Consider the following 17,121-nt stretch of genomic DNA (forward strand, 5'->3'; position numbering starts at 1 on the left):
GAGACCAGCACCACCTACGCCGGTGACCTCAACGCCGAAGACGTTTACCTCGACAAGTCGGAGCAGAGCCTGTCGCTCGAGAGCGCCGCAGTCCCAGGCAAGACCTTCGAAAACCTGGTGGTCGACAAGACCCCGGGCGTGGCCACCAGCAACGACACCATCAACGATGTCGTGGCCAAGCTGAGCGTGGACAAAACCTCCGTCGCCGAAGGTGGCCAGGTCACCTACACCGTGACCCTGACCACCGCCGGTGGCCTGGAATTGAAGAACCACGGCGGCCTGACCTTCAAGCTCAGCGACGGCACCTTCATCACCGTGCCAGCGGGTGCTGCCAGCGGTAGCTTCACCGCAACGGCCAAGGACAACGTTCACACCAACCAGCCGGTCAACGTGATCAACAAAATCGAAGAAGTGAGTGGCACTCACAACTACGAAAACCTGGTGTTGAACAAAGCGCCTATCACCGTCACCGTCAGCGACGAACCGAGTGGCCAAGGCGACCAGACCATCCTGAGCATCAGCGGTGACAAGTCGATCATCGAAGGCCAAAGCGCGAACTACTCGCTGAACCTGACGAACAAGTCGCAAACCGAAGTGACGGTGACCCTCAAGTACAGCGGCACTGCCACCAATGGCACCGACTACACCGGTGTGGTCACGGTCAAGATTCCGGCCGGGGCCAGCAGCGTTGATTTCAACATCAACACCCTGGTTGACCATCTGGTCGAAGGCACCGAGAACTTCACCGTCACCATCGACAAGTTCAGTGGCGGCAACTTTGAAAGCCTGGTACTGGGCGTCGATCACGTCAAAACCGACATCATCGACAACGACCACGCGCCGGTCTCCACCGGTGGCTCCGTCATTGGCACCGAAGACACGACCCTGACCCTGAACTGGGGCAACTTCAATGTCAGCGACGCCGATGGCGACACCGCGCTGGGTGTCACCATCACTGGGCTGCCGGCCAATGGCAGCCTGCTGTTCAACGGTGTCGCGGTCACGGCCGGCCAGACCATCAGCCAGGCCGATATTCAGGCCGGCAAGCTGACATTCAAGCCGGAACTCAACCAGTCGGGCGCCGACGGTTATGGCGGCACCTCGGTCGGCAACAAAGGCGTGGATTACGCGCAGATCAAGTACCAGCCGAACGACGGCACCAACAAAGGTCCGGAAGTCACCCTCAAGGTCGACATCACTCCGGTGGCCGACGCCCCGACGCTGAACATCGCGGGCAATGGCGTGACCTCCACGGGCTTGACCAAGGAAGTCTGGACCGGCCTCAAAGGCCTGGGTGACAACGGTAACGGCGCGCCAACCAACGACCTGAAGTCGATAATCGATGCCGCTGGCAAGCCAAACAGCAGCAGCACCGTGACCGATGTGCAGGCAAGCGATGTGACCGCCGGCACGGCCTCGAAAACCTCCGGCCTGATCTTCCTCGAAGCCGGCAAGACCTACACCTTCAGCGGCATCGCCGATGACAGCGTGCTGGTCACCATTGGCGGCAAGAACGTCGCCACCGGGCTGTGGGGCAATACCGGGGCGATTTCGGGCTCGTTCACCCCGACCACCAGCGGCTACTACACGCTGGATATCTACCACCACAACCAAAGTGGCCCGGGTAGCTATGACGTCAATATCAAAATCGGCAACGGTGCGGTGCAGAACCTGAGTACCTCAGGTGTGCCGATCTACACCGGCGTCGAGGACCTGATCAGCGCGGGCGTGACCGTGTCCGATTTGCACGGCGCCAACGGTGAAGGCTATTACGAAGGCTACAAGCTCAACGAAGGTTCGGAGAACGGCAGCGTTCACCTGTCGAAGATCACCACCGGCCTGACCGACACCGACGGCTCCGAAAGCCTGAGCGTGAAGATCGGTGGCGTGCCGGCAGGCACCGTGCTCAGCGACGGCGCAGGCAACACCTTTACCGCCACGGCGACCAATGGCGAAGTCAATGTCACCGGCTGGAACCTGGCCAACCTGACCCTGACCCCGCCGCCGAACTACAACGGCAAGTTCAACCTGACCGTGACCTCGACCTCCACCGAGTCCGTCGGCAACGACTCGGCGTCGAGTACCGCGACCATCCCGGTCACGATCTACCCGACGGTGTACAACCCGATACAAGGGACCTCCGGTTCCGACACAATCGAGGGCACCAGCGCCCACGACATCATCATCTCCGACGTGACTGGCGGCTTCGTCCCCGTGAACGGCAAAAGCTACAACATTGCGTTCCTGGTCGACAGTTCGGGCAGCATGGATGGCTCGATGGGCGCCGCCAAGGCCTCGTTGACTCAGATGTTCAAGAGCCTCAAGGCCAGCTTGGGCACCGATACCTCAGGCACCGTGAACATCTTCCTGGCGGACTTCGATACCCAGGTCAACAAGACGCTCACGATCAACCTGAATGACCCCAAAGCCCTGGAAAAGCTGCAGGTTGTACTGGACTCGATGTCCGTCGGTGGCGGTACCAACTACGAAGATGCGTTCTGGGCCGCGGCCAACTTCTTCAAGAGTGCCGAGGCACTGGCCAATAACACCGACATAAAGAACAACCTGACTTACTTCATCACTGATGGTAAGCCGACGTACTACAACGAACAGGACGCTAACGCGACGCTGTATGGCAATGTGAAGTTCGACAATGTCGTCACGATGAGCAATTACAAACTGGGGGATACCTTCTCCAAGTTCATCGACAACACCCACGAGCTGAGAATCAACAGCGAAGGCAAAGTGACGCTGCGCACCGCCAACGGAACGGACTGGAAGGGCAATACCAACTGGGACAGCAAGACCATTGGCACTATCCGTGCCCAGGGCGACGGCACCTATGAGACTTACAAGCTCGCGGGCGAAGGCGACAAGACCACTAACACCACCACCAAGAATTCGGCAGAGGCCTTCCTCCTGCTCAGTGATGTCTCAGGCGTCCAGGCCATCGGCTTGAACAAAAACGTGTCACTGACTGACCTCGACCCCTACAACTCCCTGGGTAAACCGCAAACCAACATCGATCCGAAGGATCTGGCCGATGCGATCCTCGGTCACAACGAGGCGACCCGGCCAGGTGCCGACATCGTCAACGGCGGTGATGGCAATGACATCATTTTCGGCGACCTGGTGAGCTTCAACGGTATCGCCGGCGAGGGTTACAACGCGATGCAGGCCTTCGTGGCCCAACAGACCGGGGTAGACGTCAGCAAGGTCAGCGCCAGCAACGTGCACCAGTTCGTCACTGAGCACTACAACCTGTTTGACGTGTCCGGTACCAAGGACGGCGCTGACACCCTGCTGGGCGGTGATGGCAACGACATCATCTTCGGCCAGGGTGGCAACGACTACATCGACGGCGGCAAGGGCAACGACATTCTCCTGGGCGGCACCGGTATCGACACGCTGCTCGGTGGCGAAGGCAATGACCTGCTGCTCGGTGGTGAAGGCAATGACCTGCTGTTCGGCGGCAAGGGTAATGACACCCTGACCGGTGGTTCGGGTGCCGACACCTTCGTCTGGAAAGCCGGCGACACCGGCAAGGATGTGATCACCGACTTCAAGGCCAGCGAAGGCGACCGCATCGACCTGCGCGATCTGTTGCAGGGCGAAACCAGTGGCAACATCGACAAGTACCTCAAGATCACCACGGTGGATGGAGTGTCGACGTTGCAGGTCAGTACCGAAGGCACGTTCAAGGGTAATGGCAATACGAACGGCGCCGACGTGACGATCAAGCTCGAAGGCAACGACTGGTCCGGCAAGAGCATCAGCTCGCTGATCTCCGGTGGCGACCCGCTGATCAAGGTCGATCACAACAACGGATAAGCCCCCGACAGGCCGCTCGCAATGAGCGGCCTGTCACGTTTGTGGCGCTGACGTGCGGGTGACGATTGTGTCGCTGCCCCGCATACTCACCGGCATTGGCCTATGCTGCAGACGGCATGATGCGGGTTCATTCATGAGGAATTGACGATGTTCTACGTGCAACGCGATGCACAGGGTGTACTGATGCGCGTGGAAGCGGCGGCCTATGCCGAGGCAACGGAAACACTGCCCGCCGACCACCACGAGATCCAGGCCTGGTACGCCAACGAAGTGATGGAAACCAGCCTCAAACAGCTTAAACAGAGCGACCTGGAGATGATCCGGGTACTCGACGACCTGATTCAGGTGCTGACCAGCAAAGGGGTGATTCGCGTCACCGACCTGCCGCCGGCGGCCCAAGCCAAATTGATGGACCGCAACCAGGCGCGTGAAGCGCTCGGCGGTTTGAGCCATCTGATCAATGAAGATGAAAGCGGGTTGATCTAACCCCTCAATCAAAACACTGAACCTGTGGAAGCGAGCCTGCTCGCGATGGCGGCGCCATAGACAGATCCATGTCGACTGGTATGGCCTCTTCGCGAGCAGGCTCGCTCCCACCAGGGATCTATCGTATCGCCATCGCGTGAACGGCTCGGCATCGTAGGAGCAAGGCTTGCCCGCGAACGCGGTGCCACAGGCAGATCAAGGTTGACTGGCATGGCCTCTTCGCGGGCAAGCCTCGCTCCTACGGGGGGTCTGGGGCAGACGCCGAGGCCTTGTTTGCTGAAGATCGGCGTGGGAGCGAGCCTGCTCGCGATGGTGGTGCGACAGGCAGATCCGTGTCGACTGGCATGACCTCTTCGCGAGCAGGCTCGCTCCCACCAGGGATCTATCGTATCGCCATCGCGTGAACGGCTCGCTTCACTCCCGCCACGGCTTGGGCTCGCCAAACAGTTGACCCTGCACGCCGTACAGGCCCATCTCCCGGATCACCAGCAGTTCGCCTTCGGTCTCGACCCGCTCGGCAATCAGCGGCAGGTCGATGCTGTGGGCGGCGCGCTGGATGGCTTCGATGAACAGCCGCTTGTCGCGTTCCTGGTCGATGGCGCGGATGTAGCTGCCGTCGATCTTCAAGTAGGCCAGGCCCAGGCGCGCCAGGTTGCCGATCATGCTGAAGCGCCCGCCAAAGCGCTGCAGGGCCAAGGCAAAGCCCAGGTCGCGCAGTTGCTGGGTGAGCTGTTCGAGCACTGCCTGGTCGGGCAATTGCTCTTCACCGATTTCCAGGGTCAGGCGTGGCCCCAGGCTGGAATGCTGGCGCAGGAGGTCGAAAATCTTGTCCAGCGCCTGCCGGTTGCCCAAGGTCGCGGCCGAGAGATTGAGTGCCAATGCGTGCTCATGCCCGGCCATCTGCTTGAGCACCAGTTCGAGCATCAGGCGGTCAAGCCGGGAGGTCCAGCCAAAACGCTCCAGCCACGGCAGGAAGCGCCCGGCCGGGATCGCCTGGCCTTGTTCGTCACGCAAGCGCGACAGCACTTTGTAATGCAGCACCCGCTGGGTGTCGTCAGTGGCCATGACCGGCTGGAAGTACAGCTCAAACCGTTGGTGCGTCAGGGCGTCATCGAGCAAGGTGTGCCAGGCGTGGTGGTCATCGCCGACCGCCGCGGCCGCATGGTGATCCAGGCAGGCCCAATTCGAACCGCCTTCGGCTTCCGCCATGGACAATGCCTGGTCGGCCAGGTGCAGCACGCCTTGCGCGGAGTCACCGTGGGCAAACGGTGCCAGGCCGATGGCCGCCACCGACTCGACATCGGTCGCCCCGGTGGCATACAGGCTGGCCAGCGCCGTGTCCAGGCTCTGGGCCAGCGCGAGGGCTTCTTCGCGCACCAGGCCCGGGGCCAGCACCGCAAACTCACCGCCGCGGATACGGGTGATCAGGTTCTGGGTTTCCGGGTAGCGGGCACACTCGCGGGACAACTGCTCGCCCACCGCCTGCAACAACTGATCGGTGCGCTGGCCGCCCATGCGCTGGTTCAAGCCGGCCAGGTCCTTGACCCGCAACAGCAGCAGGTAGCCGGAGCTGGCCTGTTCGGCGTTGCTGACCCGGGCGTTGAGTTGCATCTCGAAATACCGTCGGTTGGCCAGCCCCGTCAGCGTGTCCTGATAGGACTCCACCCGCAGTTTCTCACTGCGCTCGGCCTGCTCCTGGAACAGCGCCTTGAGCTTCTCGACCATCTGGTTCATGGCCTGTACCACGCGCCGCAGTTCTGGTGTGCGCGGCAGGTCCGGCAGGCTGAGGAATTCACGCCGGGCAATGGCATGGGATTGCTTGACCATGTAGTCCAGCGGCCGCAGTTGCCGGCGCAACAGCAGCGCGCCGAGGACCGCACTCACCGCGCCGCACAACAGCAGCCACCCCAGGCTGCCCAGGGCGCTCTGCCAGAGCTTGGCCACGGCGAACATCGGATGGCTGACCACCTCGACCCGGGCCGCCTGCTCCCAGCCACGGCTGACCAGCGCATCGCCCCCGGCGGGCTCAAGGCCGATCAGGTTGACGAACCATTGCGGCACCTGGCCAACCTCCGGCGTGCCGGTGCGCTCGACAATCGCGGTGTCGGTCTTGAGGTCCACCACGCGGATGCTCGCGTAGTAGCCGCTGTCGAAGATCGAACTGACCATCAGCTCGACCATCGCCGGGTCGTCGATGTTCGGTGTCAGCGACAGCGCCAGGGCCGTGGCCGCGTCCTGCGCATGGGAGCGCAACTGATTGACGTATTGGGTACGCGAGCTTTCCAGGCTGACCATGAAGCTGCCGGTAAAGGCGACCACCAGGAACAGGCAGATAGCAAGCAACAGCTGTTTGAACAAAGACATCTGAGCGCGCGCTCCTAGTTAGTCGTCTCGGCCGGGAATCCTTCGGCCTGCATTTTCTTCAACACATCCTGCCAACGGGACAGGCGCTTGGTGTCACCGACTTTCTGGTTGCCCTTGCCGGACAACCACAACCCTTCGGCGTTGAATGAGTAGACCGGCAGCAAGTCGCTGCGCTGGCTGGCCGGCTGGATCGCGTCCACCAGGCTGTCGAGCACCAGGGGCATGGCGTCCGGGCTTGAATAGTAGGTCAGGACCATGTGCGCACGGTTCTGGCGCAGGGCCTTGACGTAGGTGATGCGCAGCTTGTCGCTGGGGACTCCGAGGTGACGCAGGCTGAAGTACTTGGCGATGGCGTAGTCCTCGCAATCGCCAGCCCCTTTCCACAGGCCCTGGATCGGTGTTTCCCAATAGTCGACCGCATGCCACAGGTCGATATCCTCCACGTAGTGCATCTGCCTATTGAAAAACAGGTTCACCACCCTCAACTGTTCAAGCTCCGGGGTTTGCTTCTGGGTCGCCAGCAAGTGCTGCCAGGCATCGATCCGCTGCTTGCCCTCGCCCAGCGGCCCGTACAACGCTTCGGCGCGTCGGCTGATGAGCGAGAAGTCCCAATCGGCCTGCAAGCCGCCCAGCAAGGTGCCGGCGATCAACAGCGCCGAGCACAGCCAGCGCAGAGGCCGTGGGAGAGCGAAACGTGCCAGCAATGCAGTCATTCCGAAGGGCGATTGGAAATCGCTTGATGGTGCCGTCTGGACCCGCAAAATACAATGGCACGATGCAATCACCGCACGAGCGCTAGAGTTGAATCAACGCCCAGGACAGCAAAAACCACCGACTATGGCCTTATGGCCCGGTTTGACAAGCCATCAGGCAGTTACTAGTGTGCATTGGATCCAACATTAACCTTCATCATCTAGGGTGTGTTGTCGTGACGAAGAAGCCCAATCCTTTAGACAGTATTTCCATCAGCGGGCCGATCCCGGCCCACTTGGCACGTGCGGTGATCGAAGAAACCCTGCGCACCGCCATTCTCGATGGCCGCCTGCCCGCGGGGATTGCCCTGCGCCAGCAGGACCTGGCCGATCTGTTTGGCGTCAGTCGCATGCCGGTGCGCGAAGCCTTGCGTCAGCTTGAAGCCCAGTCACTGCTCAAAGTGGTGCAGAACAAAGGTGCGGTGGTCGCGCCATTGATCGACTACGACGCGTTCGAGACCTACGCCCTGCGCCTGTTGCTGGAGCCCGCGGCCCTGCGCCTGTCGATTCCCCTGCTCGACAGCGAAGACATTGCGCTCGCCCGCACCTACATCGCCAGCCTGGAGCTGGAAACCGACCATGCCGAAATCGGCCGGCTCAACCGTTTGTTCCACATGGCCCTGTATCACAAGGCCCCAAACCGCAAGTTGCTGGACCTGATCGAACTCGAACTGAACCAGGAGGAACGCTTCCTGCGCTTTCACCTGTCGTCCATGGGCTTGGGCAAACTGACACAAACCGATCACATCGAGATGGTCGATGCCGCCCAAGACAAGGATATCGAGCGGGCCGTGCAGGTGCTGGAGCGACACCTGGGCAACGCCTCGGCCGTGATCGGTGGCTACCTGCAAAGGCTCGTGGAAAAGTAATCATCTGACACACTTCTCCCCGGGCCTCTACCCCCCGCTTTCCAGCACTGCGCGCCCGCGCAGTTCGTCGCGCCTGCCTGCCACCCGGCACACATAACCCCCTCCTTCGCCCACCCTAGTCCAAGCTCTAACGTGGGCACCGTCTTGCATTCACTGCCCCTCAAGGGATGGGCGATGTACAACTACACCTGCGCAACGCCCGCCAAGGAACCGACGAGAGGAGTCTTGCCGCAGGAGGAGAGCACCCGGGACTGGTGCCTGGGTAGTCCCTCCAGAGAAATCAATAACGCTAACTACCCGGCTTAATTGTTGCTTCGAGTGAGGCATTCACTCATTGATTAAATTTCTGACGCTATTAGTCGGAAGGAGTAACTTCGCCCCAATAAAACTTAATCCATTAGTTTTATAAGGCCTGCTCATTCCGAGAAAACAGCCACTTTAAATCATTATTAAAAAGCGCTTGCTCAATGTAACTAGCCGTACTAGTTTTTTACTCGTCGGCCGCTATCAGCCAGGCATCGACGTATTAAAAGCTTCGGCAGCGGACGCCGCAGCCCCGCTACAACAAGGTCGCCAGAGCACAGATCACGGAGTGCGCGGTATTCGACCACCCCAGGGATGCTAAACGCCAAACGCTATACAACATCAACTTAGCTTGAGGCTATCGCTCGCCGACAGAAACACAAACTTGCGCTTTCCATACCAAGTAAGGCACTCCATCCGACGACCAACCAATACTTTATAGGCCACACCATGAATACAACAAAAACACTGCTCTCCGCCAAAAAACACGCCCTCGGCACTCACCCGATCTTTGCCGAGATACAGTCTCTTTCGGTTCTTAAGCGCTTCATGGAAACCCATGTATTTGCGGTCTGGGACTTCATGTCGCTGACCAAACGGCTGCAACAGGAACTGACTTGCGTGAACCTGCCCTGGCTCCCGCCGCAAAACCCCCGCGCCGCGCGGATGATCAATGAGATCGTCCTGGGCGAGGAGTCGGATCAACGCCCTGGACGGGGTCATTGCAGTCACTTCGAACTGTACCTGGACGCCATGCGCGAAATCGGCGCCAGCACTCGGGCCGTGGAGCAATTCGTGGGGTTGCAGCAACAAGGCGTCGGGTTCGATACCGCCCTGCAACAGGTCGCGCCGACACCATCCGCCGCACGCTTCGTCACCCACACCGTCCAAACCGCCCTGTTTGCGCCGGCGCACTGCGTGGCCGCGGCCTTCGTCCATGGCCGCGAGAGCATCATCCCGCTGATGTTCCAGCGCATCCTCGATGACTGGCGGATCGACACCCGGCAAGCGCCCACGTTTCGCTACTACCTGGAGCGCCACATCGAGGTCGACGGCGACGACCATGGCCCGGCGGCGGAAAAGCTCCTGGAGCAACTGATCGCCGGCGACCCGCAGCGTGAAGAGCAAGCCTTGGCCAGCGCCATCGCCGCCGTGGACAGCCGCATCGCGCTGTGGGACGGACTGCGCGTGAGCATGCGCGAAGCCGTCGTCGAGGTGAGCCTATGAACGCCTGCGACTACCAGTCCTTTGCCGACACCTGGGAGCGCCGCGCGACCATCCGCACGCGCCCGCGCCGCACCCTGGAAAACGACGACAAACTGATCTATCCCCTGAGCCGCCAACCCCTGGTCCTGAGCGATACCTTTCAACGCGAATGCCCGCAGCAGCGCGATTTCGTGCTGGTGCAGACGCTCTACAAATTCATCAACGACGTGGTGATCTTCGAAACCGAGATCGTCGACAAGACCGCACGCAACATCGCCAAGCAGCGCTTCGCCGTGCCCTTCCCCTTCGCCTGTCGCTACGACGCCATGACCGTGGTGATCGACGAGGATTACCACGCGCTGGTGGCCATGGATTTCATGCAGCAAACCATCGCCCTGACCGGGATCGAGCCCATCGCGCTGCCCACCCAGATCGAACTGAGCCGAGCGATTCCGGCCGCCGTCGCCGGCGTGCCCGAGCCTTTGCGCGATGCCGTCGAACTGATCTGCGTGGCCATCGCCGAACACACCGTGACCAACGATGTCGCGGCGTTCGCCAAGGACACCACGGTCAAGCAGTCGATCAAACACCTGATGGCCGACCACTTGCTCGATGAGGGCCGTCACTCCGGGTTCTGGTCACGCCTGGTGCGGATCTATTGGCAGGGCGCCAGTGAGGCCGACCGCGCACAGATCGCGCGCGTCCTGCCGGTGTTCATCGGCCAGTACCTGACCCATGAGATCCACGCGGCCTTCGACATTCACCTGATCGAACAGTTGGAGATCGGCGCCTCGATCAAACACGCGCTCAAGCAGGAGGTCGGCGCGCTGACCTACCCGGTCGGGCGTCGCCACCCACTGATCACCAACATCCTGCGCCTGTTCACCAACAGCTCGATGCTGGATTCGGCCTGCGTGCGCCACGCATTGGCCGACTACCTGCCCTAGCCGAGGAGCCGATCATGAAACGTCTCGATATTGTGCTGACCGGCCATAGCCAGGCCCTGGCCGAACTGGCCACGGAGCTTGAGCAATACGGCCACGACTTGCGCCACCTGCGCTCATCGCCAATGCGCGCTGAACCTGGCCAGAGGCTCCCGGACCTGATCATCGACGATGGCAGCCTGCCCGGTACGCTGGCCTTTGCCGGGGTGCCGGGGATCGCGCGGCTGGAGCTGCGCATTGCCCTGGAACCTCAACCGCAGCAGGCACTGCCGAGCGTTGAGCTGTTCCATTGGTACGTTACTTCGGCCGGTCGTCGACTGATCGCCCACAGTCTGCTGCCCGCCGAGGTCTCGGGCAACGGCCAGGCCCTGCGCAGCCGGGCGCTCGCGCAGTGCCTGGACACCACGTCCTGGATGGTCAGCGGGTTGTCGCGCAGCGCGGGTTTCCTTGCCGGCCTCGATACCCAGGCGCCGGCCGCGCCGCTGCAGCGCCAGCGGGGGCTGGAGCACCTTGAGCCGCTGGCCTTCGAGCACCGCCACAACCGGCGCGAAGACGCCGCCTTGCTGGACGCCGCACAACGCCCGGTCATGCAGCGCATCAGCCAGAGCCTGAAGGACTTCGCCCAGCGCCCGGCGCTGAACCTGCACGGGGCTCACCTCAGTTATCAGGACCTTCATCAACTGAGCCTGAACCTCCAGCGGCACATCCTCGAACGCCTGCCCGAGCGCGCCCAGTGGAGCGGGCCGCCGGTCATCGGCCTGTGCCTGCCCAAGTGCGCCGCACTGTATGGCGCCCTGCTCGCGACCCTGGGCGTGGGGGCGGTTTACCTGCCCCTGGACCCCGAACACCCCGCGCAACGGCGCCGCTACATCCTGGAGAACGCCGGGGCGGCCTTGCTGATACATGACGGCCGCGAAGTACTGGACGATCTGGGCATCCCACAGCTGGATGTCCGCCGGCTGCGCCCCCACGCGGTGGATCCGTCCGCGTCGTTGTGGTGCTGCGAGGTGCAGGCGGATGATCCCTGCGTGGCGATCTATACCTCGGGCACCACCGGCCAACCCAAGGGCGTCTTGCTCAGCCAGCGCAACCTCAGTCACTTCTGTGCCTGGTACATCCAACACATCGAGCTGAGCCAGGACAGCCGCGCCTTGCAGTTCTCCACCATCAGTTTCGACGCCTCCCTGCTCGACATCCTGCCCACGTTCATCTGCGGCGCCAGCCTGATCGTGCCCAACGAGGATCAACGCCGCGACCCTCGGCAACTGATGACGCTGATTCACTACGCCCGTGTCACCCACGGTTTTCTCCCCCCCGCCCTGTTGAGCATCCTGCCGCTGGAAAGCGCCATCGGGATCGAGCACCTGGTGACCGGCGGTGACGTGTGCGAACCCTATGTGATCGAGCGCCTCGCCGGGCGCTGTCACTTGCACAACATCTATGGCCCCACCGAAGCCACGGTGCTGGCAACCACCCGACGTTTCCAGGCCGGCGACAGCAACCGCAACCTGGGACTGCCCATCGCCAACAGCCAGGTGTTGATCCTCGATGAACAGCAACAACCGGTCGCGGACCACACACCCGGCGAGCTGTACCTGGCGGGGCCCGGCATCGGCCTGGGCTACCTCAATAACCCGGCACTGACCGCCGCGCGTTACCTGCACCTGACGCTGCCCGGTGGGCAGGTGCTGCGGGTCTACCGCACCGGCGACATCGGCCAGTGGACCGCCAGCGGCATCGAGATCTGTGGCCGGCGCGACAATCAGGTGAAGATCCGCGGGTTTCGCGTCGAGCCCGAAGAGATCGAACAGACCCTGCGCGACAGCCAGCTGTTCCGCCAGGTCGCCGTGGTGATCGACGATCAGCGCCGGATCCTGGCCTACCTTGCCCAGCCGCAGGAGGCCCAGGCCGGCAGCGCATGCCAGGCACTGCGCGCGTATGTGCAACGGCGACTACCGGACTACATGCACCCGGGCGCCTATCTCGAACTGAGCGAGATGCCCTACACCCCCAACGGCAAGATCGACCGGCGCGGCCTGCTCGCACGGCCCCGGCAGATCCACAGCAGCGTGCAACGACGGCAACCCGAGACGCCCGAGCAACAGCGTCTGCAGGTGCTCTGGGCGGACTTGCTGGAGCTGCCGGCCGAAGACATCGGCATCGACGACAGCTTCTTCAACCTGGGCGGTCATTCCATCCTGCTGTCGCGCCTGCTCGTGGAGATTCGCGAGCAGTTCGGGTGTGGTATCTCGATCAATCGGTTTATCGAAGCACCGACGTTAATCACCCTGGCGGCGCTGGTTGGCGGCACCCTGGACCCGGGCGCACAGGCCACCCTCGCGCGCGCACACGCCGATGCCAATGCCAAATTCAACGTGCAGCCCTTGCCCGTCGACCGGCAGGGCGATGTCAGCAAGGTCGTGGTCACCGGGGCCAACAGCTTCCTGGGCGTGCATATCGTCGAAGCGTTGCTGGACAGCGGCGCCAGCGAAGTGGCCTGTCTGGTGCGTGAGTCACCCAGCCACTCCGCCGCCGAACGCTTCGCCCAGGCCCTGCGCGAAAACCGCCTGGAGCATTTGGACCTCAGTCGCGTGCAGGTCTATGCCGCCGACATCACCCAGCCCGAGTTGGGCCTGACGCCTGCGGTGTACGAGCGCCTGGACCGCACGTTCGGGGTCCTGGTGCACAACGCCGCCCACGTCAATCACGTGCTCGACTACGCGTCGCTGGCACGCGACAACGTCGAGCCGATCTTCGAGTGCCTGCGCCTGTGCGAGGGGCGCAGCAAAAAGATCTTCAACTTCATCTCGACGCTCTCGGCCGCAAGCGCCGTCGACGCCGAGGGCCGGGTGCTGGAGCAACCCGCCGCGCCGACCCCGCCGATCTACATCAAGAACGGCTACAACCTGTCCAAGTGGGTGGGCGAGCGCATCCTGGAGCGGGCGCGGGCGCGCGGGGTGCAGGTCAATCTGTATCGCCCCGGCAACATCGGCTACAACAGCGCCACCGGCGTCTGCCAGCCCCACAAGAACCGTCTGATGCTCATGCTCAAGGGCTCACTGCAACTGGGCCAGGTGCCGTTGCTGGCGATGAACTTCGACCTGATGCCGGTGGACTTCCTCGCCCGCTTCATCGCGTTCCACACCCGCCGTTACCAGCCTGGGCAGGCGGTGTTCAACCTGCACAACCCCGAGCCCCTGAGCTGGGATGCCTACGTGGCGTCATTCCGTGAGGCGGGCCGGGCGTTTCGCATGGTCAGCGTGGCGGACTGGCAGCAGCAACTGACGCGGGTCGACCGCGATAACGCGTTGTTCGGCGTACTGGGTTTCTACCTCAACGGCTTCGAGGAAGACATCGGCGACATTTCGCTGATCGGCCACGCCAACGCCCTGGCCGGCGTGCGGCAGATGGGCGCGCACTACCCGCAAAAGTCCCAGGCCCTGTTGCGCCGTGGCTGCGACTACCTGAAACAAATCAACTTCATCTGATCCATCACCCGTAAAGCAGGAGCAAGACCATGAGCACTCTGCAACCCGATACCCTGATCAACAACCCTCACGGCTGCCACGTTGTCTCGGCGGTGACTGTCCCGGCACCCGCCGCGCAGGTCTGGGCGGTGGTCGGCAACTTTTCCGGCTTCCACAGGTTCATCCCGGCGCTGTCGCACATCGAGATGATCGGTGACGGCGTCGCCTCGCTGCGCGTGAAGTTCTTCAAGGATGGCAACCGGGTGGTCGAACAACTCAACGCCCGGGATGACCAGGCGCTGAACATGACCTGGACCCTGATCTACAACACCCTGGGCATCGGCAACCTGTGGGCGGCGATGCACGTCGACGTGTTGGCCGAGGACCTGTGCCGCGTGACCTGGACCATCATCGCGCAGCCGACCGCAGGCGGCGCGGACATGCCGACCTTCCAGGGCTTTTTGCAGGGGTTTGCCGATGAGGCGATGGGCAATGTGCGCCAGATGTTTGTGTAGGGCTTGGCGGTGGTAGCGGCCTTTCGGCCGACTTCGCGAGCAGGCTCGCTCCCACAAGGTTCCGGGTGGATACCGGGTCTGCATCCACCCTCTCCCCACTGTGGGAGCGAGCCTGCTCGCGAAGAACGATAACGCGGTCAGATCTTGAAGCTGTCCACCAACTGTTTCAGGCGGTTGGCCTGCATCGACAAGGCATCACAATCCTTCAGCGTTTCATTGAGGTTGACCACGCCTTGCTGGTTCAGCAGGTTGATCTGGTTGATGTCGACGTTGAGGGTTTCCACGACGGCGGTCTGCTCTTCCGTGGCGGCGGCCACCGACTGGTTCATGCCGTCGATCTCGGTGATCCGCTGGGTCACGCTGACCAACCGCAAACCTGCCTGGTTCGCCACCTCGACGCTCTCTTCGCTGGACACCTGGCTGGCGTTCATGGTCGATACCGCCTCACGCGAGCCCACCTGCAACGAGGTGATCATCTTGCTGATCTCCTCGGCCGACTCTTGGGTACGGTGGGCCAGGTTGCGCACTTCGTCCGCCACCACCGCGAATCCGCGCCCGGCTTCACCGGCACGCGCCGCCTCGATGGCCGCGTTGAGCGCCAGCAAGTTGGTCTGCTGGGAGATGCCCTTGATCACATCGAGAATGTGCCCGATGTTGTCGGTGCTGGCGTTGAGGGTTTCGATCTGGGTGCACGACTGGCTGATCTTTTGCGACAGCTCGGTCATCGCCAGGATGGTTTTCTCCACCACTTGCCGGCCGTCATCGGCCTGCTCGCTGGCACCGCTGGCGTGCTGCGAAGCGTCCGCCGCGTTGCGCGCGATTTCCTGGGTGGCCGCGCCCAGTTCGTTGATCGCTGCCGCAACACTGTTGGTGCGCGCACTTTGTTCGTCCGAGCCGATGATCGACGCGTTGGACGAGGCCATGACCCGTTGCGACAGGTCATGCACCTGGCGGGTAGCCGACGACACTTCGGAGATCGAGGCGTGAATCCGTTCCACGAACTGGTTGAACGCTGCGCCCAGTTCGCCAAATTCGTCTTTACCTTCCACCGCCAGGCGGCGGGTCAGGTCGCCCTCGCCCTGGGCGATGTCCTGCATGGCGCGGCCCATGGTGGTCAGCGGACGCATCAACACCTGGATCAACAGGCTCAGTAACAGGGCAATCGCCGCCACGGCGATAAACATGGCGATCAGCGCCGAGGTGCGGAACTTGGACAGCGGCGCGTAGGCCTTGTCCCGATCAATCGACAGACCGATGTACCACTGGGCATTCGGCAAGCCACTCACCGGCGTGAAGGCCAGAATGCGCTCCTGCCCGTTGAGGGTGACGTGCTGGTTGCCCTTCTCGATGTGGACGCTGTCGCCTGGGTAGAGGTCCTTGAGGTTTTTCATCACCTGGTCTTTGTCCGGGCTGACGATCACCTGGCCATCGGCGCTGACCAGGAACGCATGGCCGATCCCCCCGAAGTCCACCGAGTTGATGATGTTGACCAGCGTCTCCAGGCTCAGGTCGCCACCGACCACGCCGAGCAGTTCGCCGTTTTTCTTCACCGGCATCGCGATGGTCACCACCAGCCCGCCCACAGCGGCCATGTAAGGCGGGGTGAGCATGGTCTTGTCGGCCGCAACAGCCTGTTTGTACCAAGGGCGCTGACGCGGATCGTAGCCGTCGGGCATCTTCGCGTCAGGGCGCTGGGTGAAGACGCCGTTGACCTGACCAACGTAAGTGAACTGGAAGTTCGAGGTGAAGGCCGGTTGATCCACCAACCCGGCGAGGTCGGCATTGGCGCCCTGGTGCGCGACGTTCTGCGCGAGGCTCTCCATCACCAGGATTCGCCCGCCCAGCCAGTTCTGTACGCTGCTGGCGGTCATGGCGCCCGCTTGCTGGACCGAGGCGTCGAGGTTTTGCTCGATGGTATTGCGCTGCAGGTAGTCGTTGTACAAAGCGAACAGGGCAAACGCCAGGACCACTACGCCTGAAGCGGCCAAAAGGATTTTATGGCTGAACTTGAGATTCATGTCATGGGCTTCTTATGCAAAGAGTGGGGATGCGTTCCGGGTGCAACATTCCATGTAACGCCGTAGGCCACTCTGCGGTTGCTCTACTTTGGTGCGCGCAAGTCTTACTAAGCTTTCGGCACGGTTGCGGGAAAACTTAGGCCTTTGTGCAGAACCTGGGGTGATCCGCGCGAAAATCTGCCAGACGGTGTGCTCGACGCTCGAAACAACGGTTGGAGGCGTGTTGATCGCGCCGTGGTTACAAAACGTCGCGGCTATGGTGAGTTACCCGTTCTAACCCTTGGTTGCTCTGAGGTTCAGTCGCGGGTTTTGGCAGGCCTGAAACGACAAAACCCCAACTGCTTTCGCAATTGGGGTTTCGGAATT

10 protein-coding genes and 1 pseudogene are annotated in these 17,121 nt (G+C 62.1%); 7 read left to right on the forward strand and 4 right to left on the reverse strand.

The genetic code is table 11. The annotated features are described in order from the left end of the window. Together BMW74_RS23920 and BMW74_RS23925 are read left to right on the forward strand one after the other, a co-directional pair. Nucleotides 1-3,831 (forward strand): immunoglobulin-like domain-containing protein (locus BMW74_RS23920; protein WP_256562655.1); only part of this gene is annotated, 3,831 nt, incomplete at its 5' end. A gap of 147 nt (nucleotides 3,832-3,978) precedes the next feature. Then, nucleotides 3,979-4,317: a tryptophan synthase subunit beta gene (locus tag BMW74_RS23925; protein ID WP_093426575.1), complete on the forward strand. Its 339-nt coding sequence runs from the start codon at nucleotides 3,979-3,981 to the stop codon at nucleotides 4,315-4,317. 414 nt (nucleotides 4,318-4,731) lie between these two features. Here BMW74_RS23925 and lapD read toward each other — a convergent pair whose 3' ends face one another. Then, nucleotides 4,732-6,681 (reverse strand): cyclic di-GMP receptor LapD, encoded by a 1,950-nt coding sequence (lapD, locus tag BMW74_RS23930; protein ID WP_093426576.1) that lies wholly within the window; start codon nucleotides 6,679-6,681, stop codon nucleotides 4,732-4,734. Nucleotides 6,682-6,695: 14 nt separating this feature from the next. Next, entirely contained in the window at nucleotides 6,696-7,385 is a 690-nt protein-coding gene (gene lapG, locus BMW74_RS23935) for a cysteine protease LapG (RefSeq protein ID WP_093426577.1), read from the reverse strand. A 224-nt stretch (nucleotides 7,386-7,609) separates the two neighbouring features. On the opposite strand from lapG, the gene BMW74_RS23940 reads away from it, so the two are divergent. The 5 genes from BMW74_RS23940 (at nucleotide 7,610) to BMW74_RS23960 (ending at nucleotide 14,737) form a co-directional block, all read left to right on the forward strand. Continuing rightward, a complete protein-coding gene (locus BMW74_RS23940) occupies nucleotides 7,610-8,302 on the forward strand; it encodes a GntR family transcriptional regulator (RefSeq protein ID WP_093426578.1) in 693 nt (230 codons plus the stop codon). A 753-nt stretch (nucleotides 8,303-9,055) separates the two neighbouring features. Further along, entirely contained in the window at nucleotides 9,056-9,832 is a 777-nt protein-coding gene (locus tag BMW74_RS23945) for a DUF3050 domain-containing protein (RefSeq protein ID WP_093426579.1), read from the forward strand. Further along, on the forward strand, nucleotides 9,829-10,758 hold the full coding sequence (locus tag BMW74_RS23950; RefSeq protein WP_093426580.1) for a diiron oxygenase: 930 nt from the start codon (nucleotides 9,829-9,831) through the stop codon (nucleotides 10,756-10,758). Before BMW74_RS23945 ends, BMW74_RS23950 begins: the two co-directional genes overlap by 4 nt. 14 nt (nucleotides 10,759-10,772) lie before the next feature. After that, on the forward strand, nucleotides 10,773-14,243 hold the full coding sequence (locus BMW74_RS23955; protein WP_093426581.1) for an amino acid adenylation domain-containing protein: 3,471 nt from the start codon (nucleotides 10,773-10,775) through the stop codon (nucleotides 14,241-14,243). Nucleotides 14,244-14,272: 29 nt separating this feature from the next. Further along, nucleotides 14,273-14,737 (forward strand): SRPBCC family protein, encoded by a 465-nt coding sequence (locus BMW74_RS23960; protein ID WP_093426582.1) that lies wholly within the window; start codon nucleotides 14,273-14,275, stop codon nucleotides 14,735-14,737. Between the two features lie 137 nt (nucleotides 14,738-14,874). Here BMW74_RS23960 and BMW74_RS25855 read toward each other — a convergent pair whose 3' ends face one another. Together BMW74_RS25855 and BMW74_RS25860 are read right to left on the reverse strand one after the other, a co-directional pair. Beyond that, nucleotides 14,875-15,660 (reverse strand): methyl-accepting chemotaxis protein, encoded by a 786-nt coding sequence (locus BMW74_RS25855; protein ID WP_371911852.1) that lies wholly within the window; start codon nucleotides 15,658-15,660, stop codon nucleotides 14,875-14,877. A 69-nt stretch (nucleotides 15,661-15,729) separates the two neighbouring features. After that, nucleotides 15,730-16,755, reverse strand: a pseudogene (locus tag BMW74_RS25860) (cache domain-containing protein); the annotation flags it as partial. Nucleotides 16,756-17,121 lie beyond the last annotated feature (366 nt).

The organism is Pseudomonas sp. ok272, from assembly GCF_900109995.1.
GTDB lineage: Bacteria > Pseudomonadota > Gammaproteobacteria > Pseudomonadales > Pseudomonadaceae > Aquipseudomonas.